This is a genomic window from Telmatocola sphagniphila (genome assembly GCF_018398935.1).
GTDB classification, from domain to species: Bacteria; Planctomycetota; Planctomycetia; order Gemmatales; family Gemmataceae; genus Telmatocola; species Telmatocola sphagniphila.
Genome location: NZ_CP074694.1, coordinates 5,015,647 through 5,040,138, shown reverse-complemented (window position 1 = coordinate 5,040,138; position 24,492 = coordinate 5,015,647). Strand labels below are relative to the sequence as shown.

General features: G+C 55.6%; 12 protein-coding genes. 9 read left to right on the top strand and 3 right to left on the bottom strand.

Annotated elements, in window-relative coordinates; genetic code table 11:
* Positions 1-100 precede the first annotated feature (100 nt).
* The 3 genes from KIH39_RS20240 to KIH39_RS20230 form a co-directional block, all read right to left on the bottom strand.
* On the bottom strand, positions 101-3,274 hold the full coding sequence (locus KIH39_RS20240; protein WP_213495036.1) for an efflux RND transporter permease subunit: 3,174 nt from the start codon (positions 3,272-3,274) through the stop codon (positions 101-103).
* Positions 3,275-3,322: 48 nt separating this feature from the next.
* On the bottom strand, positions 3,323-5,059 hold the full coding sequence (locus tag KIH39_RS20235) for an efflux RND transporter periplasmic adaptor subunit (RefSeq protein ID WP_213495035.1): 1,737 nt from the start codon (positions 5,057-5,059) through the stop codon (positions 3,323-3,325).
* A gap of 205 nt (positions 5,060-5,264) precedes the next feature.
* A complete protein-coding gene (locus tag KIH39_RS20230) occupies positions 5,265-12,704 on the bottom strand; it encodes an FG-GAP repeat protein (RefSeq protein ID WP_213495034.1) in 7,440 nt (2,479 codons plus the stop codon).
* An 817-nt stretch (positions 12,705-13,521) separates the two neighbouring features.
* Between KIH39_RS20230 and nusG the strand changes: the two genes are divergently transcribed.
* The 9 genes from nusG (at position 13,522) to KIH39_RS20185 (ending at position 24,488) form a co-directional block, all read left to right on the top strand.
* Positions 13,522-14,076, top strand: coding sequence for a transcription termination/antitermination protein NusG (gene nusG / locus KIH39_RS20225; RefSeq protein ID WP_213495033.1), 555 nt, complete (start codon positions 13,522-13,524; stop codon positions 14,074-14,076).
* Positions 14,077-14,216: 140 nt separating this feature from the next.
* Positions 14,217-16,430, top strand: a complete 2,214-nt coding sequence (locus KIH39_RS20220; protein WP_213495032.1) for a polysaccharide biosynthesis tyrosine autokinase — start codon at positions 14,217-14,219, stop codon at positions 16,428-16,430.
* A gap of 296 nt (positions 16,431-16,726) precedes the next feature.
* Positions 16,727-17,686: a sugar transferase gene (locus KIH39_RS20215; protein ID WP_213495031.1), complete on the top strand. Its 960-nt coding sequence runs from the start codon at positions 16,727-16,729 to the stop codon at positions 17,684-17,686.
* A 4-nt stretch (positions 17,687-17,690) separates the two neighbouring features.
* Complete coding sequence (locus tag KIH39_RS20210; RefSeq protein ID WP_213495030.1) at positions 17,691-18,929, top strand: TIGR03087 family PEP-CTERM/XrtA system glycosyltransferase; 1,239 nt, start codon at positions 17,691-17,693, stop codon at positions 18,927-18,929.
* Positions 18,926-20,272 carry a VanZ family protein gene (locus tag KIH39_RS20205; protein WP_213495029.1) on the top strand — a complete coding sequence of 449 codons (1,347 nt, stop codon included), beginning with the start codon at positions 18,926-18,928 and terminating at the stop codon, positions 20,270-20,272. The genes KIH39_RS20210 and KIH39_RS20205 overlap by 4 nt, the downstream gene beginning before the upstream one ends.
* Before the next feature lie 54 nt (positions 20,273-20,326).
* Positions 20,327-21,217, top strand: coding sequence for an ABC transporter permease (locus KIH39_RS20200; protein WP_213495028.1), 891 nt, complete (start codon positions 20,327-20,329; stop codon positions 21,215-21,217).
* A 132-nt stretch (positions 21,218-21,349) separates the two neighbouring features.
* Complete coding sequence (locus tag KIH39_RS20195) at positions 21,350-22,477, top strand: ABC transporter ATP-binding protein (RefSeq protein WP_449343005.1); 1,128 nt, start codon at positions 21,350-21,352, stop codon at positions 22,475-22,477.
* A 2-nt stretch (positions 22,478-22,479) separates the two neighbouring features.
* Entirely contained in the window at positions 22,480-23,511 is a 1,032-nt protein-coding gene (locus KIH39_RS20190) for a glycosyltransferase family 2 protein (RefSeq protein WP_213495026.1), read from the top strand.
* On the top strand, positions 23,508-24,488 hold the full coding sequence (locus KIH39_RS20185) for a glycosyltransferase family 2 protein (protein WP_213495025.1): 981 nt from the start codon (positions 23,508-23,510) through the stop codon (positions 24,486-24,488). Before KIH39_RS20190 ends, KIH39_RS20185 begins: the two co-directional genes overlap by 4 nt.
* Positions 24,489-24,492 lie beyond the last annotated feature (4 nt).

Here is a 24,492-nt window from a genome sequence, read left to right as displayed (position 1 = left end):
GAGAATTATAGGAAGTCGAGTTTCGAAATCTCAGGGGAGCCTACTCAGCCAAGGATACGAAACTCGCTTTCCAAATGAAATGATTCCATTCCTCGACGGATCAAGTACTGGCAAGCGGTGCTTTCGAAAAGACAACCTCGCGAACGGTTTCGACTGCCAAGTCGACAGTTTCCGGATGTTTATTTTGTGACGGCGAGTTTTTCTTCACTCGCTTCACCCGGAACCAGGCGGCGTAGAGCGCTGGCAGAAATACCAGTGTCAGCACAGTGGCGATCAATAACCCCCCCATGATGGCAATCGCCATCGGTCCCCAGAATGCGTTCCGCGATAACGGGATCATCGACAGGATAGCCGCCAGCGCAGTCAGTACGACTGGCCGGGCGCGGCGAACGGTCGAGCCGACAATCGCTTCCCAGGGTTCGATGCCGTGCTCGATATCCTGATCGATCTGATCGACGAGAATAATCGAATTTCGCATGATCATTCCGGCCAGGGCGATCACTCCCAAGGTAGCCACGAACCCGAATGGTTGATGGAACGCCAGGAGAAAAATCGCCACACCGATGATACCCAGCGGGGCAGTCATGAAGACCAGCATCACCCGTTGGAAGCTTTGCAGCTGAATCATTAGCAGCGTCAGCATGGCCAGCAGCATCGCGGGAAAAATGGAAATCAAAGCATCATTGGCCTTGGCCGATTCCTCGACCGAACCCCCGATTTCGATCCGGTAGCCGGGCGGCAATTTGGGGATGATGCGTTTTTGAATTTCCGGCCAGACCTGCATGGTCACATCCGGCGCCTGCAAACCATCGAGCACATCGCCGCGCACCGTTATGTTCATATCGCGATTGCGCCGCCAGAGAATAGGCTCCTCGTGGCTGTACTCCAGCGTGGCGATTTGCGACAAAGGAACGGGTGAGCCCTGTCGATTGGTCAGATTAATATCTTTCAAGCCGTCGAGATTCAAACGCTCCGTAGGAACGGCCCGCACGACGACATCGATGAGTTCGATACCCTCCCGATATTGAGTGACCGCGTAACCCGAAAGCATCGTTTGAAGCGCGCTACTCACATCAAACGGCGATAAACCCATGGCCCGCAGTCGATCCTGATCGATTTTCAGATTCACCCGCTTGGTCATTTCGTTCCATTCCAGATTCGGATCCCGCACATTCGGGTTTTCGCGCATCAGCTCCCGCACTTCGTAGGCGATCTCGCGCACCTTTTTGGCATCGACGCCGACGACGCGGAATTGAACCGGGAAACCGACCGGTGGCCCCAGTTCCAATCGTTGAGCGCGGCACCAGGCGATACTGAACCGTTCGTCTTCGTTGAAGATTTTCCGCAATCGGGTTAGGATGAGCTCCCGAGCGGCGATATCGGGGGTTTGAATTACCACTTTCGCGAAATTGGGATTGGGTAAGTCCGGATTAAGCGTCAGCAGAAAGCGCGGCGAACCGGCCCCCGTATAGGTATCGAAGTAAAGAATTTTCTGACCCAGCTCCGGCTGCAGTTCCGCCTCCAGAATTTTCACGAGATTCAAAGTGGCTTCAAATGAAGAGCCTTCCTTCAGGCGAAGATCGACGGTGACCTCAGTCCGTTCCGAAGTGGGGAAAAATTGCTGCTCCACCTGAGTGAACCCGGCCACACCCGCAACAAACAAAGCACCGGTGCCCAGAATCACCAGAAAACGGAAGCGCACGCACTTGTCGATTAACCAGCGCAGCAGACGGTAGAACCGGCCGCTGTAAAGGTCGTGGTGGGCGTTATGCGACTTGCGTTTCGAAAAATCGGGAAGCAGCATGTAACCCAGGTAAGGCGTGAACACCACGGCCACTACCCAGGAGACCAGTAAAGCTAAACCGACAATCCAGAAAAAGCCCCCAGCGTATTCCCCAGCGCTCGAAGGGGCAAAACCGACCGGCAGAAAACCGGCGGCGGTCACCAAAGTCCCGGTCAGCATGGGAAAAGCCGTTGAAGTCCAGGCAAAGGAGGCCGCTTTCATGCGATCCCAGCCCTGTTCCATCTTCACCAGCATCATTTCCACGGCGATGATGGCATCATCGACCAGTAAGCCGAGTGCGACGATCAAAGAGCCGAGTGTGATGCGATCCAGATTCCAGCCGGTGGCTTTCATGATCGTCAAGGAGATCGCCAGCACCAGCGGCACCGAGAGAGCCACTACGATACCCGTGCGCAGCCCTAAGGTCAGGAAGCTGACGACGAGAACAATCGCCAGGGCTTCGGCAAAAGATTTGGTGAATTCGCCAATCGATTCGTGAACGACCTTCGATTGATCGCTCACCAGGTCGAGATGGACGCCGTGCGGCAGATCGTTCAGGCAGTTTTGAACTTCTTCGCGGAGACTATCGCCCAGCCGGAGAATGTTGCCGTTTTCCGCCATCGATACCTGGAGTTGAATCGACTGTCGACCGTTGTGACGGATGATGTAACTCGGCGGATCTTCATAGCCACGACGAATTTCCGCGATGTCGCCGAGCCGCAGCAGCTTCCCTCCAGCTTCGATGGGCATTTCGCGTATACGATCGACCGCACCGAAGGAACCCTCCACGCGGATTTGCACGCGCTCGCTCTGGGTCTCCACACTGCCGGCCGAGGCGACGGTATTCTGTTTCTGCAAGGCATCGAATATCTGATTCGGAGAGATACCCAGCGTGGCGAGCTTCCGATGCGAAACTTCCACAAAGACTTTCTCCTGCTGATCGCCGCCGATGGTCACTTTGTCGACCTGCTCGACATGCAAAAGTCGCTGGCGGATCTCTTCCGCGTACTTTTTCAGTTCCGCCTGCGAGAAGCCTGCGTCGGCGGTCAAAGCGTACACATTCCCATAGACATCGCTGTATTCGTCGTTGAAAAACGGGCCGACGACACCCTGAGGCAGATTGCCGCGAATGTCTCCGATTTTCTTGCGGATCAGATACCAGCAGTGATCAACTTTCTTCGGCGGAGTCGTATCTTTCAAAATCACTTGCATGAAGGCCTCGCCCGGCCGGCAATAGGTCATCACTTTGTCGAAGTAAGGAACTTCCTGAAGCTTTTTCTCAATCTTATCGGCCACCTGCCGTTGCATTTCCTCCGCATCCGCGCCGGGCCAGTAGGCGTTCACCACCATCACCTTGAGCGTGAAGCTCGGGTCTTCCGCCCGACCCATGCTCTGGTAGGCCATCAATCCGGCGACGGCACTGCTGAGAATGAAGTAAAGCACCAGCGACCGATGCTTCACCGCCCACTCGGAAAGATTCATAGCCTTCATGGAATTTCTCGTTCGGTCCTACTGTCTATCCGGGCGCGGGCCAATCCGTTACGGCTTGTCGAGCACGACGCGCACCGTCAGGCCTTCATCCAATTTTTGCGTGCCCCCGGTCACGACGTGATCTCCCACCTGCAGCCCGGAAGCGATCAGAATGGTGTCCTGGTGGTATTCTTTCACGCGAATTTCACGGGAAGTGAGTTTGCCGGTTTTCGGATCGACGACCCAGACGCGGGGGCCTTTGCCGGAATCGTAGACGGCCGACAGCGGCAAAGTGACCAGCTGGCGGCCGACATCCAGAGAGTCGAGATGCACGGTGGCCGTCATGCCGAGGCGAACTTCCTCGGTCGGTTTTTCGATATGGAATCGGGCGGTATAGGTGCGGGTGATCGGGTCCGCATTTGGCGACAGCTCCCGCAGGCGGGCCGCAAATTTTCGATCCTTATCGGACCAGAGTTCCACGCTGGCTTTGGCGGTTTGAGCCACCGTCACCCGATTTTCCGGGATGGCCACCACGGCTTCGAGTTCATCGGTCCGGGACACCACGACGATTGGTGTGCCCTCGGCAACGACTTTACCCACTTCGAACATCAGATTGGTGATGACGCCATCGTGGTCCGCTTTCAGCGTGGTATAAATCAATTTGTTGCGGGAAATATCGAGCTGACTTTTCGCCTGTTCCACCCGCTTGATCTGGGCATCGGCGACCGCTCGGTAGCGATCGTAATCAGCGGGCGAAATGGCCTTGCCTCGAACCAGATCGCGGTTGCGGACTTCATCGGCGATGGCCTGCTTGGCATCGGCCTCGGCCATTGCCAGGGAAGCTTCGGAGGCCTTCATGGAGAGCACGTAATCTTGAGGGTCCAACTCGGCGATGACCTGCCCGGCCTTGACCCGCTGGCCCAGCTCCACTTTCCGGCTCAAAATTTTGCCGCTAGCCCGGAAGGCCAGTTCGGCTTCATAGCGGGCTTTCACCACGCCGGTATAGCTGGCCCGGTCGGTGGTCTGGCCGTAGCGAACCTGGGTGACTTTTACCGGTCGGATGATCTCGCGCGCTTCTTCGATTTCCTTTTTGCAGCCCGGGACGGCAAAAATGAACAGTCCCAAGCCGATCGCGGTCAATCGATTCATTTCATCTCCTCCGGTTGTCGCAGCAAGCCGCGAATTACCGCGGTGATGGCACTCTGAGCCGTTTGTTCTACCGGGCGAAATTCGATCCACGGATGGGCTTCCCGGCAAATGTGAAATGTGATTCGAAACCACCCCATGCACGACCGCCATCAGGATCTGGCAGATTTCGTCGCTGTCCCGCAACTCTTCGCGAAACCGATTCTGAGCGAGCGCCTCTTCCACCGTCGATTTCAAAAGGCAATAGTTGTCTTCCGCCGGATTGCCTTGGGTGACGACCTTCGCCGAAGGGACCATTTTGAGATTCGGCGTCATGAACAAAAATCGAAAGTGACTGGGGTTGCGCGAGAAGAAGGAAACGAAGGCTAAACCCATCAGGCGAATCCGCTCGATCGGGTCGGCTTTCTGTTCGAGGCCGTCGAACTGCTCGCGGAACTTGATGAAATCGAGATCGACCAGTTCCTGAATCAACGTCTCTTTATCCGCGAAATGGAAATAGATCGCCGTGGCCGTGTAACCGATCTTTGCGGCCAGCTTTCGCATCGAAAATTGATCCACCCCCTGGTCTACGATCAATTCCCGGGCAGCATCCAGGATTTTGGAGCGCAGTTCGATCTTGTGTTTCTCTCTTCTCTCTTGGCTGGTGTTCGTGGAGGTCATGGGGGAGAGTCCGTAACGTTGTAAAATCATGTAACGGTGTTAAATTAATAGTCGCGAAAAAAGCTCGCAGACCATCGAGCAAAAAATTTAACATCGGTATGATACTTAACAGCGTTAAAAATGTCAAGCGATTCCCTCGCTTAAAACAAAAACGGGGCGATAAATCGCCCCGCGGGTGGTGTTCTTAATTCGAAGTTGGCAGTTATTAATCCTGGCTGGCACCGAGCCACACCCCGAAGCCGAACGTCGGTGTGAAGGCTTGGAGGCTCTGGCCCTGTTGGAAGGCCGGGGTGATTCGGAAGCTGCGAATTGTCGAGTAAGTACCCGGGCCGCTGCCCACCAGAATCGCATTGGTGCCGGTACTTCCCAGATCCCCGACGGCGACCACTGCCGCGGCCTGACGAGGAATTGAACCGACGCCTGAAGACACGCCGTTGTTGTTGACCAGGAAGCTGGCGACCAGGTTGTTCGTCTGGCCGTCAAATGCTTCGATGTGAGAAGAAGCACCCACACCTGCTCCCACGACGAGGTCGGCATAGCCATTCCCCGTGAGATCGCCGGCCGCCACAGACACGCCACCCAGGAAGGCGGGATCGTAAGCATAGAAGCTGCGGACCAAAGCCATGTCGCTGTAGCGGAAGGCTTCGACGTGCGGCGGGCTGCCCGGACCAGTGCCGGTGATGATATCCATGTTACCATCGCCCATCAGATCTCCGGCCGCCACGGTCACGCCACCCAGGAATCCCTGGGCATAAGCGTAGAAGCTGCGAAGAACGGTGAGGTCCTTACCGCTGAAGACGATGACGTGCGGAGGTCCGCCGGCCCCGGCTCCGACGATAATGTCGCCGTAACCATCGCCGTTCAGATCACCCACGGCCACGGTGATACCGCTCACGAAGGTCGGTGCGAAGGCATCGAAGCTGTAGATCAGGTTTCCGGTCACACCATCGAATACTTCGACGTGCGGATCGACACCAGCGCCCGGCGAGGTGATGATATCGGGAATGCCATCGCCATTGACATCGCCTACGGCCACGTGTACCGCGCCCATGTATCCGGCATAAGGGACGAACTGTCGGAGCAGGGTTCCATTGGAATTGAAAACCTGAACCGTACCCGTCACACCACCGGCGCTGCCTACTGCGATAATCGACGAGGTGGTTCCACCGCTGCCGCCGCCACCACCGCTGCCGCCGCCACCACCGCCACCGGTGCTACCGGAATTGACGGTTTCAAAATTGAGATAACCCACCGAGGAGCCGTCGCCCTGTGTCAGGACGAAATGCGGTGGACCCAGCGTCGGGTCGGATACGGTGTTAATCGTGTGCGTGCCATTGGTAACGATGTTCAGCGTATCTCCCGGTGTGACACCGGAGGGCAGCCCACCGTCGATAAGCATGGTCAAATTCTTAGAAGGAGTTACCGTTACGGTATCGCCCTTGTTCCCCGTTTCATTACCGGTGAAGACGTAGAGTTCGGCCAAGTTCGTCGAGGTGTAGGTGATGCCATGCATCGCGCCCAGACCGGGGTTCGCGGTCGTTCCGACGTTATTCAATGTCAGGCTGGAATCGGTGATGACGAAGGTGTCATTGCCGTTGGCGCTGGTAGTTTCGTTATACGGCAACCCTGAGCTCTGACCGGTCGTACTCGTTCCTAGAACGACCAGTACATCCTTCGCTCCATTGGTCGGATTGCCACTGTAAGTGACGTTTCCGGTAATGCTCGAGAAGTGGATTGTCGGTGTCTGAGCGAGGTTGGCCGAGAGGCCCGTCGTCGGATCGATATTGAAGCGGAAGTCGCCCGAGCTGGCTCCGGTCGGACGGTAGACGACACCCGTACTGGGGTTAGCCAGAGTTCCAAAACCGATACCCAGACTATTGGTGAGAGTGAAGGTGTCGGAGCCACCGTTGCCGTTGGTGGAGACATCTTCAATATTGTTGAAGTTGACGGGGGCGCCCAACCCGCTCAACTGGTTGTTATTGACACCCAGGCTCAACTTGAAGGCATCGCTCGAAGTTCGGCCGTTGAACACAACCGTGTTATTGCCAATGTTGCCGGAAGGTCCGCCGATCAGTTGGACGGCGCTGCCGGTGATGCCCGTTCCGGCATTGACGATGAAGCTATTCGCATTGCCCGCCCCACCGATGAACGTGTTGATCCCGGTGAGGCTGCTCCCCTGAATCGTGTAGGCATCGGTGCCGCCGTTGCCATAAACGTTGGTGGCAGTGGAGGCACCTGTGCCGGTAACATTCAGACTGACGTTGCCGGTGTTGTTCAGCTGCAGATTCAGAGTGGTGATGCCCTTGTAAACGATGCCGGTGGCGGCCATGCCGAAACCGGTCAGACTGCTGGCGCTCAAGGTACCCGTCAGATTACCGGGGAGTGCGTTGGGGACCGCCCCATAGTTGCTGATATTCAGGGTATTCTGACCGCCGCCGCCGTTGATGGTCAGTGGATACTGAACATTGGCAACGGTTCCAAGGTTGGTGCTGGCATCCGAAGCCACGTTAAAGGTGTGATTGCCGACGCCGCCGTAAACGTTCAGCGGACCGTTGAATTTCACCACGTTGACGGTATCGGTACCCGCATTGGTGTACACGTTCGTCGTACCGCTGATCGTGCTGGCGATCTGGATCAAATCGCTGCCCGGACCGTTGGAGGAGTTGATGTTGGCGGTGGCGAACCGAGTGTAACTGATGCCGGTGGCGGCCATGCCGAAACCGGTGATCAGGGAAGTATTGATAGTACCCGTGCTGGCGATGGCTCCGTAGTCGCTGGCGTTCAGAATATTCGTTCCGGTACCGCCATCGAGTTGGACGACGCCTTGAATGCCTGCGAGCGTACCACTCGTACCCACGCCCGCAGGGGTCGCCGAGCCGGAAATGTTGAAGATGTTGTTGCCGCTGACACCGTTGATGACAACCTTCGCGGAGTTCTTCTGGAGGGAGAAGATGTTGTTGCCACCACCACCAGTCACCGTCATCACGCCGAAGACACCCGCAGTCGCGGTCAGACCGTCGAAGTTATTGATGGTGATATTGTCGTTGCCGCCGCCCGCGGCCACGTTCACCGTGCCCGAGGCGTTCTGGATGGTCAGCGTGTCGTTACCGCCGTTGGTATTGATGTTGGTGGTGCCTTGAATCGTACCGCTGACCGTGACGTTGTCGCTAGCGGGACCATTGGCCAGATTCAAGTTAACCAGGCCGACACCGCCGTAGGTCAGCAGTCCGCTGCCCATGCCGAAACCGGACATCTGCGTCGCCGAGAAGTTGCCGGTGCTTGAAGGAGAATTGTAATCGTTGAGATTCAGAACATCGGTGCCGGTACCGCCGGTGATGTTCGTGTTCCCCTGAATCTTGCTGAGAACGCCGTTGTTCACCTGCTGAATCGTCGCGTTCGACGACACGTTGAAGTTCGTGCTGCTGAACGGGCTGATCAGGTTCACGGTGCTGCCCGCCGCACTGGCCCGCAGGGCAAAGTTGACGAAGTTCGAGGCTGAGCCCGAAGTCTGCCCCTGGCTTTCGCCGTAGATCGACAGAATGCCTGTGGCGTTGTTGACCGTGGCGTTATCGTTACCGGTCCCCATGAAGATGTTGGTGATGCCGGAAGCATTGTTGACGGTAATGTTGTCGTTGCCCGAGCCGGTGTTGATCGTGGTCGTGCCGTTGGCCACCGTGTTATTGACGGTAATGTTATCGTTGCCCGTCGCACTGCCATCCACAGTGATATTTGTGAAGTTGGTGTAAGAGATGCCTTTCGGCATGCCAAAGCCGGTGATCATCAGATTATTGATCGTTCCGGTCGAGGAAGCCGAGCCCGAATCGTCGAACACGATGGTATTGTTACCCGTGCCGCCGTCGGCATTCACGACCCCCATGATGTTGGCCAGAATATTTCCGAAGTAGACGGTGTCGTTGCCATCGCCGGCCGAGATGTTAATCGTGCCGGTTGCCGCTTCACTCGTGACTGAAATGTTATCGTTGCCGCCGCCGGTATTGATGTTCAGGATCGAAGTATCGGCAGTGATGAGCACAGTATCATTGCCCGTTCCGCTGGTGTAAGTCAGTGAATCAGTTGCGTTGGGGCTGGTGCCGGTAATGGTCAGTTTGTTACCGCCATTGCCATCGTTCATGATCAATGTGTGGAAAGTGTAGCCGCTAACCGTTGTGGTGTCTCCGCCATTACCCAGGTTGATGGTGCCGGTACCATTTGCGTAGCCGGTGTAGGTAATGTAACCGCCGTTGCCGAAGTATTTATCCCCCGGGTAGACGCTGATGTTGTTCGAGGTCACCGTTAACGACTTACCGACAGTATTCCCGGAGTCATCGACGATCAGTTTGGCTCCCGCATCGTTGTCGCCGTTGATGGTCAGCTGGAAGTTGACGAAGTCCACGGTGTTGGGATTCGAGCCGGTCGAGTTGCGAACCGTGACAGTATCGCCCGCTCCCTTGGCGTTGACGATCAAATTCTGGAACGTGGAGCGGTCGTAACTGGCCGATTCGACGACGTTGCCGCTGCTGTCGTAAACCGTGATATCGACGTTATTCGGAAGCGTGGGATCCTGAGAAATTAAGATATTTCGGCCGCCGACCGAATCGGTGACGACCACCGTAACAACCTGCTGAATGGTCGAGGAAACATCGGGAATTTCCCAAACGCCTCGACCGTAGGTGCCGGCTACCAATGTGTTGCCATAGAACTGGAGAGACTGACCGATCACGTAGGGCAGGTTGGCGCCGTAGCGGCTCCAGCTGGTGCCGGTGTTCAGATTCTGATCCAGATTCAAACGGAAGTAACCGCCCCGGCCACCGACGACCAGCTCCTGGTTGGTGGGGTTACTGGGATCGGTCCACAAAGCGATGCAACTCAATTGATCGGTGATCTGAATGCCGTTGCCGATCGGGTTGGAAACCGAGTTGATCAGGTTGTCGGTAATATTCGTCCAGGTATTGCCGCCATCGACAGTCATGATGACGTCCGAGCCCCGGACGGCATAGGCAATCTTCCAGTTATTAGGATCCATGACGATCCCGGTGACCAGCTTCACGGGATACGAAGGCGGGAATTTCGGGAAGAATTCATTCTGCCCCGGCGCCCGGACGTAGATCTGCCCCGAACTGGTGCCGATGTAGGCGACGTTTGGTTCGAGCGTGCCATCGGGATCCTTGCCGCCGTAGGCGATGCTCAGAACCTGGCTGGGTTGCGAAAACATGTTGGGAGGCGTAACCGCGGTTAGTACCGGGTTAGCCGAACTCACACCAGTAATTTCCACTAAGCCGTAAGGTCCTGTAACTGAATTCGTCGTCGTACCACCCAATAAGGCTCGTGTCGGATCGACGGCGTTGATTACGAACGGATTGTAATTCGTTTGTGAGAAGATATTTTGCTGGGTGGTGCCAACCTGCGTGTTACTGGTGTTGAAAATTTGCTGATCTACACCGGCACCCAGGGCACTGAAAGCTTCGTTACCGAGGGTGTAACGAATCGTTTGAGTCGTACCCGTATTGTCGACGTATACGAAATACCCGCTCCCTCGTTGAGTCGACGTGTTTTGGTTGTTGTCAATCGTATTCCAGATCTGGCTTCCGGAGGCACTTTGAACGATAGAGCCCTGAGTCGCCGTACCAGCCACGATGATGTTATTGGCCACATCCAGGCCGACGGCATTCACTTCGCCGACGTTAAGACCCTGATTCAAAGAAGTCCAGGAGCCGGTTGGGAAGTCTGCCGAAAGGGGGAAATTCGTGGAGGAGAATTTCTTCAGCTGGTAGAGGCCACCCTCGGTAGCATCCAACAAGCCGTAATTCGCATCCATAATGAGTTGTCGGCTACCGCTGAACGGGGCCGTACCCAACGAAGGCGTCGTCAGAATACCATTTGCGGGTTCCGAGGCCGGCGTGAAACCGTTCGTCAGAGCCTGCCATTGGGCTTCCTGAAAAGGAGGTGGGCTTCCCTGATAAGGTAAATAGCTGTACTTATAACGACCGGCCGAATGGAAGGCGAGTCGATTGCCTTCGAGAACGACACCGGTATTTCCTGCGGCTCCTGCCGTGGTATTAGCCCAGTTCGTATCGGTGAAATCGCCCCCGATGTAAACGACGTTCGAGTTATAGTTGTCCGCAACTATGGAGAAATTCGTAGCTCCGGTGCTGCCATAGGTCGGATCTTCCCAAAGCTGAATTAGGGCCTGCGGATTAGGGAACTGCTGGTTGCCACCGTAGGTCCCGTTGAAGGTTGCGCCTATGAGTAAAATCTGGGAAGCATTGACTTTGATAATCTGCCAGTCGCCGTTAGCACCGTCGACGTCCGGATTGACGGACTGAATGGGAATGTTGGTGACTCGAACGCGATCCCCAGTGTGATAATTGCTGAAGGCTTCCGCCCAACTAACTAGAATGCCTGACTGATTATTGATCGTGGCACTGGTCATGCCCAGCGTCGTAGGATCAATTCCTTCAAGGTTAAAACCGATCATCCAAGGTACTGGGCCTTGGGCCTGAGTCAGTTGCCGGGGTTGATCCATCGCGGTCCAGACCGGATTGGCCAGCGACAGGTTGATCCAACTGAGGCAGACTTCCTGGGTACCCTCAGGAATCGCTTGAACCAACGGTAAAGCGGCAGGAGTTTTTGCTGGATTCAATTGGTTCGGAGTTACCACACCCACATAGACGACGTAGTCGTACACGTCGAAGTGGACGGAAATCTTTGCATTGATCGCATTCGTCAGAGTCACGGCAGTGCCGTCGTTCTCCGCGAATGTTACGTTCATATTGGTCCAGGTCACGCCCCCGTTCGTGGAGCGGAACAGGCCACCTTGACCGACAACGTAGAAGTCATCCGGCTTAGTCGGTTCGGTTAAAACCAGCGGGGGAACGCGGGGAGGAGGAACTTCGGCCAGGTCGAAGATGCCCATGGCGGGGAGACCACCCGTGCCACTGATCAAGGCCCAGGTCTTGCCGCCATCGATCGAACGATAGAGGCCTTGGGAATCAGACACCAGCATGTAATTGTTGCGAATGGCCAAGCCAGTAATCGTCTGGCCGACGAAGAGGTTAGCATTGGGATTGGTCGCTGTGGCTCCGGAAATAATCGTCCATTTCACCTGGGTCGGGTCGGCGGCATCAGCGTTGGTCGAGTAATACAGGCCGATCAGATCGCCACTGATAGTGGGGTAGCCATTGGCCGCTCCGGAGGAGGTGGCGCCCAGACCGACCAGAACCTGGCTCGTATTGAAGGGATTAATAACGATCTTGCTGATCGAATTGGAGGGCATCTGGTCGGTGAGTGGCGACCAGCTCAGACCGCCGTTGAGCGTCCGCCAGACACCGCCGTTGGAACCACCGGCATAGATGATGTTGGCATTGCCGTAAGGGGTGGCCACCGTGTTGATGGTGCCAACTGCCTGGTTATTGAGCCCGGGAGTACTACTAGTTGTGTTGGAGGAGGCATTGGTGATCAACCCTCCCTGTTCGATCCAGTTCGGAGCGTTGACCAGCGAGATCGTCGGGACCGTTCGATCTTCGAGTGATTCCAGCCCCAATTTGGTCTTATGGTGCTTGCGCGGGGATTTTTCAGAACCGAAACCCAGCAGCGAAAGGGGCAGCTTGGCAGAAAACCAAGAACGACGACTAGAGAATTTCGACACGATACTTACTCCGGTTGGCCGACCAAAAACCTATGATTTCGAACGGGGCAAAAATTTTTGTGACTAATTCTAACGACAGACACATCCAATTACCGAATAAACACTTCGGGTAATCCACGACAGTTTTTAATGCTCAGCATTTCCCCACCTAGTAACATGTGAAAAGATTCTAGGGTTAGTGTCAATCCGTTTACCTAAGTAATGACGAGCCAGGGATGTGGATCGTTTCCGAAAAACGGATTGTGCCGACAAATTCCTATCTCTGCGCTGCATAGACACTTAGGGTTTCAAATCTGTGAGAAATTCTCATAGATCCAAAGCCAGTATCCGCGCGCTAGCAGATCCCTTGTGCCTCTAATCGGTTATGCCCAGCAACTCGATCATTTGGGATTAAAAAAAATCAGAGTTCGACCAAACGGTGCGCGTGCCGTTTGAAGAATTGTGCCCATTTCGCGTAACCGCTACAATCGGTCTTTCGGGGGAATCGGTTTTGTTCCCCATGCGCGGATTTACTGTTGTAACCCCCGGGAGCCCATTTAAAATAACTACCGCTTCCTTGAGGTTAAACAGTAAGTTGACACCTCGGGAAATCCGCACTCCATATCGAAGGATTCGGCACGGACAGCAGGGGTGATAGAGCGCGCAAGTCGATGTGCGCCCTGATCATCCGCCTCCACGGTTTAGAGCGTAAATGTGTATTAACCGGCCGAATCATTATTCTCCGACAAAAACAGGCGTCTTGTTCTAAGATTCAGTCAGCCAAAACCACCCGAAGTGGTTGGCCTGGCATGAAATTTGCGCCGCTAGAGGACTCGCGATGCCGGTTCTGCAACGGGAACCGTTTATTTATCCGGATGCTCTGCTCTCGGAGCCCGCTGAACTGCCCACCGCCGAATGGTGGGTTCTGCATACCCGCTCCCGGGTAGAAAAATCGATTGCGCGCAAACTGCTCTCCCGTAATGTGAGCTTTTTTTTACCCTGGGATGCCCGACCGCTCCCAAGCCGACAGGGCAAAAGCTGCTCCTACGCACCGCTCTTCCCCGGCTATGTATTTCTGTACGGCGATGTTTACGCCCGACAGATTGCCCTGGAAACCAACCAAATCGCTTCCTGTCTCAAAGTCGTCGATCAAAACCGACTCTGGTCCGACCTCACCCAGGTTTATCGAATCCTGCAGAACGGCGAGAGTCTGCGCCCGGAAAATCGACTCCAGCCTGGACAGCTGGTGGAGATCGTCGCGGGCCCCCTGGAGGGCTTGCGCGGCAAGTGGCTGAGACAGGGAACTAAAGGACGATTTTTCGTCGAAGTGGACATGCTGCAACAAGGCGTATCCATCGAAATCGACGAATGGATGATCGACATCGCCCGTTAACGGACTCGAGTGCTGCGGCGCGAAAGTCAGAACGAATAGTCCATCCCTCGATGTAGGTGTTTTGCACCCAGAGGGACGGAGTCCGCGCAAAATTCGTAAAAAATGAAGACCCCATGCAAAATTTGCGACCTGAGGTTGAGATGACTGATCCCCTGCCGAAATCCCCGGAAACGGCGGCTCCTGCCCGAGTTGAAAAAGGTTGGCGAGACTTGCCGGAATCGATTGCCAAGCCCGCGATGCACGTCGTGCCACCTCGCCCGCTGAATGCAGTAACCCTGCTGCGTTCGCTGCGAAGCAATTGGAAAAAGGCCAGCTTCTACGGCCTGATTGTGGGCGCCCTGCTGGCCGCGGTTGTCTGGGTGTTCCTGCCTCCGACCAGGCCGAGCGCGTACACCAAACTCCGGCTGATTCCCAGCGACCAGTCTGAAACCATCCGTGCCCCGGAATCGCAGATCGACCAAAGAACCCACAAAGAGTTAATTCTGAGCCGGCTGGTCCTCAAGAAAGCGCTGGAAATGCCGGGGATCGCCGAGCTGGAAACGATCCAGGAACGAGGGTCGATCGACAACGCCATCAAGCTTCTGAAGCGTGAAATAGTAGTGGATTTCCCATCCGGTCCGGAAATCATCCGCATCCGGCTTGAAGGGGATCGGGATAGGGAGATTGGAAAGCTCGTCACCGCGGTAGAAAATTCCTACATGTCGGAGGTCACCGGCCGAGCAAGTGCCGCCCGCCAGGAGCGCTATCAGGAAATTCACGCCCAAGTTACCGAATCCGAAAAGCGGCTCAAGAAGATTCGGGATGCTCTGGAAAATCAACTGAAGGACAATTCCGGAACCAAGGCCACCGTCGAAGCGCAACAGATGCAGTTTCAGAGTGAGTATCTGAGCCTGATGAGCGAACTGAATAATCTGGAACGCGAAGAGAGCAAAACCAAATCGAGCCTGGAATTATTGCAAAACCGTTTGAATTCGGAAGATCGCTTCCGGATTCCCGAGGCGACCATCAACAATTTTCTTACCACCGATGACGAGTTCATTGAACTGACGCGGAAAAATCGCGAACTGAACAAGATGCTGGAAGACTACCGGAAGCGATACGAGCCCGGCTCCCCGACGATTGTCAAAATCGAAAGCGATCTGACCGAGAATCAGAAGAAACTCGACGAGTGCCGCAAGCAGGCGCGAAAGAATCTGGAGGAGCAAGCCAAGGATAAATTCGATAAGGAAGCCCGGGATTCGATAGCCAGCAAACAAGCGGAATTGAAAGTTCTCGCCAACGATATCGCCACCTTGAAGCTTCGCCGGGATTCCCTGAAATCCAAGGTCAGTGGCCGGGTACTTCTGGACGGTAAGGATATCGATCTGGAACAAGCCCAGGAGGAATATGCTTCGTTGAAGCGTAAAGAAGCTCAGGCCAAGCTGGAAATCACCGCCAAACAGGGCATCGAGGAACTCGAACCGGCCACCGTGGAAATTCCCAACGACCGGGAACGCCGGGTAAAAATTTCGGCTCTGGGAGCGATCTTCGGATTCGGGGCCACTCTGCTGTTGTTCGCTTTTCTGGAATTCCGAGCCCGTCGGCTTGGCGGCATCGATGAAATCGTCCTCGATGTGGGAATGAGACTAATCGGTTCCTTACCCAAATGCCCTTCCAAGGCGTTGCTGGAACATGGGTTGCCCGAGAAACCAACCGCCAGCGATCTGCGCTGGCATACCCTGCTCACCGAATCGATCGATAGTGCCCGGACGATTCTGCTTCACACTGCTCGAGCAAGCCAATTGAAGGTGGTCCTGATCACCAGTGCGGTCGCTTCGGAAGGGAAGTCTACGGTAGCCCGGGCGCTCGCCCAAAGTCTGGCCCGTTCCGGACGCAAGACGCTGCTCGTCGATGGCGATCTTCGTAAGCCCACGCTGCATGAGTTCTTCAAGATGCCGGTGTCGCCGGGCGTCTGCGAAGCCCTTCGCGGCGAGGTGAATGCGGAACAAGCTCTGATCGACACGCCGATTGCCAACCTCACCATTATGACGGCCGGCCGGGCCGAACGGCTTTCCATTCAACAGCTGGCCATGGACGGATTCGGGCACATTATCAATGAGCTGCGAGATCATTTCGATTTCATCCTCATTGATTCCAGCCCCATTCTGCCGGTGGCGGATACATTGCTCATGGCTCGCCATGCCGATTCAGTGCTTTTCAGCATGTTCGTGAATCACACCCAACTCGAGAAAGTGAATTCAGCCCAGCATCGCCTGGCTCAGTTGGATGTGCTGATCGCCGGGGCCATCGTCAACGGCACCCGGGAAGAGTTGTACGGCTACGGAAATTCGCAATATGTCAGCATGGCGAAGTAGGCGGGCAGACCGAAAATACCAGAAATAACAATTCAATTGTATTATCGTGCGTTTGTTTGTTTCTGAGGTGCGCCGATTTTGTTTTGTAAGTTAAAAAACTTATTTAATGGACTCAGGTTGGGTTGTGAACCGAAAATTCAAACCCCGTTCTGAACCAATTGGTCTGCGTAATCCGTAAAATCGTTTTCTTGATTCTCTAGATTGACCCCTTAGAATAACCGCCGCCTTTAAAGATTTATCATTACGAGCTGGCCTCTCTCCGGCTGTGGTTATTTGGAATTTCGACGGACAGCTTCATGACTTCGGAACCCCGTTTCAACGAAGACAGCCAGGCTATCATCGGGAGCAGTAGGCCTCAGTCCCGTTTGGGTTATCGCAACCCGCTGGCCGCGGCTACAAGCTTGCCTCCGGGAGAATTGCGGCGGCTCGAATTGCTTCAGAGTCTTGGTCTGGTTCGACAATCGGCCTATCTCAAAATTAAGCCGACCTTCGATCTGTTGCTGGCTTCTTTATTGACGGTTTTGCTGTTTCCAATCGTTCTGGTCATCGCCATCCTGGTGAAGCTGACTTCCAGTGGCCCGGCTTTCTATTCGCAGACGCGCCTGGGCCGACTGGCAGCGCCGTTTCGCATCGTCAAGTTTCGTTCGATGGCCCATAACTGTGAAAAGCAATCGGGGGCCAAGTGGGCCAGTCGCAACGATAATCGAGTAACGCCGATCGGGAAGTTTTTGCGCATCACCCATCTGGATGAGCTGCCGCAACTTTTGAATATCCTGCAAGCCGAAATGAGCTTCGTCGGACCGCGACCGGAACGACCGGAATTTATCTCGGTGCTCGAACAGACGGTGACGAATTATCGCTATCGGATGCTGGTGAAGCCGGGGGTGACCGGCATGGCCCAGGTCTATCTGCCGCCCGATGTGGATCTGCATAGCGTTCAGCAAAAGGTCATTTACGATCTCTACTATCTGCGCCACATGACTCTCTGGCTGGATTTGCAGCTGATTGTGGCCACGCCGCTGCAGGCGCTGGGTCTTCCCTGTGGTCTGGTGCGCTTCCTGCTTCGACTTCCCATGCCGGAAGTCATCGAACGCGAAGCGATGCTGCCTGCCGATTTTGCACCACCGATCGCGGAAGTGGTGGTCCCGATCGAGGCTGCGGTTGAACCGGCCAATGCCAATGATACTTCTTCCGTGGAAGAACCCGCCTACTACCCTCTCTCGGATTCGAAGTTCGGCACCTCCGTGGCTGTATGAATTCGTGAATATTCTCTACGTCACGCACCGAATGCCCTACCCCCCCGACAAAGGGGATCGCATCCGGAACTGGCACGTGTTGCGCTACCTGGCCCGGCACGGCCAAGTCTATCTGGCCTCTCTCGCCGATGAGCCGGTACCTGAACAGACACTCAAAGTGCTTCGGGAAACTGCCGAGCGAGTGACCTGGAATCCTGTGGAAGGCTTCTCTCGCAAACTGCGAGCCTTGAACTCGGCGCTGGCCGGTCGCAGTCTGTCCGAAGGGATGTTCCGATCGCCCTCTTTGCTCGAAACTCTTCGGCAATGGGTCGGCACGACGCGATTTGATGTGGTGGTCTGTTCGGCATCGAGCGTGGCCCACTATTTACAACTCGAAGGCTTGGAAAAGGCCATCAAGTGCGTCGATCTGGTGGATGTCGATAGCCGGAAGTGGCAGGATTATGCCGACTCGGCCGTCGTGCCGAAAAAATGGTTGTATCGCCGCGAAGCCCGCACCGTATCCCGATTGGAACGGGAGATTTGTCAGTGGGCTCAGTCCGTGACTCTGGTGAGTGAGGCCGAAGCGGAGTTGTTGCGCAGCCAGGTCGGTTCCTGCCGCGCGGCCATCTGCTCGGCGACTAACGGCGTCGATCTCGAATACTATTCGCCGGGTGAAACGGTGGAACCGAAGCAGCCGACGCTAATCTTCACCGGCGCTTTTGACTATAAGCCGAATATCGATGGGGCGCTCTGGTTCTGCCGGGATATCTGGCCGGGAGTTCGCCAGAAATTTCCGCAAGCCATACTCCAACTCGTTGGGCGCAACCCTTCTCCGGAAGTGAAAGCTCTCGGTTCTATGCCCGGCGTCGAGATTCTGGGGACCGTACCCGATATTCGCCCTTATCTGTCGGCGGCGAGTATTGCGGTGGCCCCGTTACGCATCGCCCGCGGTTTGCAGAACAAAGTTCTGGAAGCGCTGGCGATGCGAAAAGCTGTGGTCGCCAGTCCTTCGGCCTTGAACGGTTTCGGAATCTCGACGGAGTTACCCGCTCTGACGGCTTCGACTCCCGAGCAATGGCACTCGGCCATTGCTCAACTGCTGTACGATCGAGAACTGCGGGAAGAACTGGGACAGCGCGGCCGCCAATTCGCCGAACGGAATCACGATTGGAACCGCTGCCTCGAACCTTTGGGGAAATTTTTTCCCGTTTCGACGGTGAACAAACTCATTCAGGAGACTGCGATCGTCGAGAGCGGATCATGAATCCTACTCTCGAGCGCGACTACCGGGCGCAGTTTCCCAATCGACGAACGTATTTCTGTCTGGCGATCGGTTTCACCCTGTTGGTGATGTACGGCTGCTTCGTGCCCTTCGAATTCAGATCCCTGTCGCTGCCGGATGCAATCGAAAAGTTCCAGGTGGTTTTGAGTCAGCCGATTCAACCGACGCTGAATTCGGACTGGCTGATTAACATTGTGATGTGCATCCCGGTCGGCTTTCTCTGGGCCGGGTTTTGGGGAGTCGATCGCTCGCGCTGGCTGCAGTCGATCGTCTGCATAGTCCTGATCCCGTTTCTGATGCTCTTCAGTGCCGGTATCGAGTTTACGCAATTATTCATTCCGAAGCGCGTTTCGAGCATTCAGGATATCGCGGCCAATACTTTCGGGGGAGCCGTCGGCTGCCTGAGCTGGCTACTTTTCGGCACGGCCAGCACCGATTTGATCCGCCGGATTGACCAGTTACAGGGAACCGCCAACGTCTGGCGCAAGCTGGTGCCGATTTATCTGATCGGCTTGATCCTCCTGCATACGACGCCGTTCGATCTGGTGGATTTCGGGTTTCTGAAGGTGAAGTGGAAAGACGGCAACATTCGCTTCATTCCGTTTCATTTTCCCGAGTTTGCGCCCGAACATCTTCGCAAGCTCTGGAAGGAACAGTTTCTCGAGAAGACCTTCTTCAATATTGGCTACTTCTTCCCGGCCGGGCTGATTCTGGCCGGGTTGGACTGGCCTCGAAATAAAAATTCTCTGGGGGCCCTGAAGGTAATCGGTGCGGGCTTTGTGCTGGCCGCGTTCATCGAATGCCTGCAACTGACGGTCTTCAGCCGAGCGTTTGAAGCAACCGACATCATCACGGGAACCCTGGCGGTCGCATTCGGCTGGAGCATGAGCCAGCTGATGACCAAACCGGATGGCGTGATTCGCCTGCGCATTCCGCTCCTATTATTATGGGTGGTCGGGTTGATGGTGATGAACTGGCAACCTTTCAACTTCCTGGAGGATGCGGTTGCGCTGCGGTCGAACCGCAAGGGCTTCAACTGGATGCCCTTCGTCGATTACTACGAGCACGACTATCTGGATGCTTTTTACAAGATGTTCCAGAAGATGCTGGTGTTCGTGCCGATCGGGGTTCTGTTGACCAAGCCGGGTCCGGGGCTTCCCTGGTTGAAGATTCTGATCCCCAGCCTCGCTTTGGCGGTGGGAATCGAAGCGGGCCAGAATTATCTGCCAAGTCACTACCCCACGATAAGTGATGTTTTGATAGAACCTATCGGGGCGCTGGCCGGCATGCTATTGGTGCGTCTGGTGCAGAAAAGTCGTTCGTAGTTCTTATTTCGCGGCGAATCGCAAGGTTTGTCCTTGAGTCTGCTTGAACCGGAAATGAATAGTTTGACCAATACGATCGAGGCCGTTCCTCCGCAATCGCCGACACCGGCCGCGCCTTTACCGGAGCTGGCCATCACGGTCATTCAAGCGAAGCAGGGTTGGGCGGCCTTCCGTCTGGCCGAGCTCTGGCGCTTCCGGGAACTGCTTTACTATCTCACCTGGCGCGATATCAAGGTCCGCTACAAGCAGACGGTGCTCGGTGTGGCCTGGGCTTTCATTCAACCGCTGGCCACCATGCTCGTGTTTGCACTCTGCATCGGGCGGATGGGCGGTGTGGCCAACCAGATCGAACATTATTCGCTGTTCGTTTTCGCCGGCATCCTGCCCTGGACCTTCTTTTCCAACGCCATCAGCACGGCCGGGATGAGTGTGATCCAGAATCAGAATCTGGTTACCAAGGTTTACTTCCCAAGATTATTAGTGCCGATCAGTTCGGTGGGTTCGGCCCTGTTCGATTTTCTGGTGTCGATCACCCTGCTGGTTGTGCTGATGCTGGTCTATCAGGTGACGCCGGGAATCACCTTATTACTTGCACCGGTGATCATGGGATTGTTGATCGCCAGCGCGCTGGGGATCGGCATTCTGCTGGCGGCTCTGATTGTGGCCCAGCGCGATTTCAAATACGTTTTGAACTTTGCCGTGCAGCTCTGGATGCTGGCCACGCCTTGTATTTATCTGCCCTCGGAAAGCATCGGCAGCCTGTCGCAATGGCTGATGCCGTTGAACCCGGTTTACGGATTGATTCTCAATTTTCGCCAGTGCGTTTTGAATGGTCCGCTCGATTGGTATGCCCTGGTTGTTTCCGGCGGCATCAGTCTGATGCTGTTCCTGTTCGGCTCGGCGTATTTCCGCAGAGTGGAAAAAGGCTTCGCCGATATTATCTGATCGACTCGAGCACCCATGCGACCTGCAATTATTGCTGAAAATCTGACCAAGCGCTATCGGCTGGGCAAGCGCGGTACGCCCGATCGCAACCTCACCGAGACTCTCAGTCGGATGGCGCGAAGCTCCTGGAACATGCTCCGGGCCCGGTCTTCGGAAACCACCGTCAATGACTTTTATGCTCTGCGGGATGTTTCCTTCCAGATCGAGCCGGGCGAAGTGGTCGGCATTATCGGCCGCAACGGGGCGGGTAAAAGCACCCTGCTGAAGGTCCTGTCTCAGATCGTCGAGCCGACCTCGGGACGGGTGGAATACCAGGGGCGCATGGGTAGCCTGCTGGAAGTCGGCACCGGCTTTCATCCCGAATTGACCGGCCGGGAAAATATCTATCTCAACGGCTCGATTCTCGGCATGACTCGCAAGGAAATCGATGCCAAATTCGATGAAATCGTGCAATTTGCGGAACTGACGCAATTTTTGGACACGCCGGTGAAGCGCTATTCCAGCGGCATGTACGTACGCCTGGCTTTTGCCATCGCGTCGCATCTGGAGCCGGAGATTCTGATTCTCGATGAAGTTCTGGCCGTGGGCGATGCCCAGTTTCAGAAAAAGTGTCTCGGCAAGATGCGCGATGTCTCGAGCCACGGCCGCACGGTGCTATTCGTCAGTCACGACATGACGGCCGTGCGCAAGCTCTGCAAGCGCTGCATCATGCTGGGCAAAGGTTCAGTGGTGGCCGAGGGCGATACCGATACGGTCGTTTCCAAATATCTGGAAGCGGAAGGTTCGCTGACGCCCGCCGGTCAGGAACTGGCGATTGATTCCTATGCTCGGATGGGCAATCAGGAAGCGAAATTTGTGAAGCTGGCCTACTACGGAGCTTCCCCCGAACAAAACGTCACCAGTGGCGGGCCGATGACCGCGCGCATGACCATTCACGCCGAGCAGCCGCGTGTGGCCGATAGCATGTCGGTCATCCTGTTCGATCGCGGCGGCTACAAGCTGTTGAATGCCGACACGATGGTGCTCGATCGGCCGATTGAATTGAAAGCGGGCGAAAATGTTTTCGAAATCCGCATCCGGTCGGTGCCGTTGAACCCGGGAATTTACACGCTGGGACTCTGGCTCTGCAAGCGCCCCAGCCGAATTTACGATTATTTGGAAGCGGTTTGCGAAATGGAAATCGTTCCGGCCCCGGACGACAACCGCATGGCTCCCCCAGTCGATGGGGTAATCCGTTGTGACTTCGAATTGGTTGTTTAACTATGAAAACCCTCAGCGTAATCATCCCAACTTATAATCGCGCCGAATATTGCCGGAAGCTACTCGGCATTCTGAAGGAATCGGGCGTGCCCGATCTGGAAGTGATCGTCGTCGATGATGGATCGACCGATGACACCGAACGGGTCGTCCGCGAAACCGATCCCCGGGCGAAATACATCCGCCAGAAAAACAGCGGCCCGGCCACAGCTCGCAATACCGGTTTCAAACACTCCACCGGGGATTACGTCTCGTTCCTCGATTGCGACGATGAGTGGATGCCCGGCAAACCGGCGGAAGCGCTGGCCTATCTGAATGATTATCCCGAGGTCGATGCCCTGTTCACCGATGCCGCCGTGGGCAATCCGGTGGATGGCTACAAGTCGCTGCTGCAGGGTCAGAAGCCCTTTTTTGATGTGCTCTGTAAGGAACCGGAATCGCACTTTCGAATCCTGGATCCGGTCCCCTTCTTCCGCTGGATGCTGCATCGTAATGCGATCTTCCTCGGCTCCATGATTATCCGCCGGGAAGTCTTCGAAAGCAGCGGGCAGTTCGATCCCGAGTTGTGTGGCGCAGCCGACTGGAATCTCTGTCTGCGACTGGCCAACTGCCAGAAATTCGGCTTCTGGGATGAGCAGATGGCTGTGTATACCAAGCACGAAGGCGGGATGTCCAACGACGCCGACGGCATGAGTGCGGAGTTTTGCCTAGCTCTGAAAAAGCTGCGAACGCAGGCTTACCTGGAAGGTTACGAGAAGAAACTGGTCGAACGGCACTTGCAGCATCACTTGTTCGGCTACGCCTACAAGGCTTACGATCGCGGCGATTTTGCCACGGCACGCACGCGTTTCATGGATCTTATGAAAACCACCGGTTTCGAAATTCGCGGCTTCGCTTACTACGCGCTGAGTTCCCTGCCGAGTGGACTGGCCCGAGTGATTCGCCGGATGAAACAAATCGCCTTCGGCACGGTCGATCTGACTCCGAAACTGCCGCAGCCCGAAGTGCGAACCCGAGCAGTGCTGAAAAAGACATGAATCCGGTAGATCCTGCTGTCTGGATAGTCGTTCTCAATTTCAACGGCTGGGAAGACACCATCAAGTGTCTGGCTTCCCTGGAGCCGATCCGGAATTCGTGCGCCATCGTCCTGGTCGATAATGCCTCGAAGGAAAATCGCCTCGACCAGATGAAGGAAAATCATCCCTGGATTCATACCCTGCCGCGAAACACCAACGGCGGCTGGGCCGGCGGGAACAATACCGGAATCGAATACGCTCTGGAGCGCGGGGCCGAGCAGATTATTCTTTTGAATAATGACACGCGAGTTTCCCCTTCCCTGGTGAGTACTCTGCTGGAAGCGGCCGCGGCCAATCCGACCTACGGCGTGATCGGACCGGTGATCAACTTCATGGACGATCCCGAAGTGGTCATGACCGATGGCTGTGTGTTCAATCACCCCGGCTATCCCGGCTTCTTCGAACGCAAATCGGTGCCTTTAGAAAATTCGCGGACAATCACTCCGGTCGAAATCGTCAACGGTTGCTGCATGATGGTTAGTCGAGCCGTTTTCGAAGCGATCGGACTGATCGACGAGCGGTTTTTCCTCATTCACGAGGAGAGCGATTTTTGCCTGCGAGCCCGCGAAGCCGGTTTCGGCTGCGGTGTACTGGGCACATCGCTGGTCTGGCACAAGGGCAGCGTCAGCTTCAAGCGCACGGGCAGCCGGATTCAACGCTATTACGATTCCCGAAATTTACGGTTGCTGCTGAACAAGCATGTCTATCGGCATGCCGAGGGCCGCAATCGTCTGGAATCGATGCGGACCTACTGGAAGTACGTTTACTATCGCTACTCCATCGAGCGCGAGAATCAGTCTCCCGATTCGGCGAACGCCGTACTGGAAGGGGTATGGGATGGCCTGCACAAGTACTATGGCCCCTTGGAAAAACGCAATCGCTGGGGTGTGCCGGTACTGCGCGGGGTCTTTGAGTTCGTTCGGAAGCTGAGCAACTAGACAA

Coding starts and splice junctions, on each gene's coding strand:
- KIH39_RS20190 (WP_213495026.1), top strand. CDS start 22,480: ATGAAAACCCTCAGCGTAATCATCCCAACTTATAATCGCGCCGAATAT.
- KIH39_RS20215 (WP_213495031.1), top strand. CDS start 16,727: ATGACTTCGGAACCCCGTTTCAACGAAGACAGCCAGGCTATCATCGGG.
- KIH39_RS20240 (WP_213495036.1), bottom strand. CDS start 3,274: ATGAAGGCTATGAATCTTTCCGAGTGGGCGGTGAAGCATCGGTCGCTG.
- KIH39_RS20200 (WP_213495028.1), top strand. CDS start 20,327: ATGAATAGTTTGACCAATACGATCGAGGCCGTTCCTCCGCAATCGCCG.
- KIH39_RS20195 (WP_449343005.1), top strand. CDS start 21,350: ATGCTCCGGGCCCGGTCTTCGGAAACCACCGTCAATGACTTTTATGCT.
- KIH39_RS20185 (WP_213495025.1), top strand. CDS start 23,508: ATGAATCCGGTAGATCCTGCTGTCTGGATAGTCGTTCTCAATTTCAAC.
- nusG (WP_213495033.1), top strand. CDS start 13,522: ATGCCGGTTCTGCAACGGGAACCGTTTATTTATCCGGATGCTCTGCTC.
- KIH39_RS20205 (WP_213495029.1), top strand. CDS start 18,926: ATGAATCCTACTCTCGAGCGCGACTACCGGGCGCAGTTTCCCAATCGA.
- KIH39_RS20220 (WP_213495032.1), top strand. CDS start 14,217: ATGACTGATCCCCTGCCGAAATCCCCGGAAACGGCGGCTCCTGCCCGA.
- KIH39_RS20235 (WP_213495035.1), bottom strand. CDS start 5,059: ATGACCTCCACGAACACCAGCCAAGAGAGAAGAGAGAAACACAAGATC.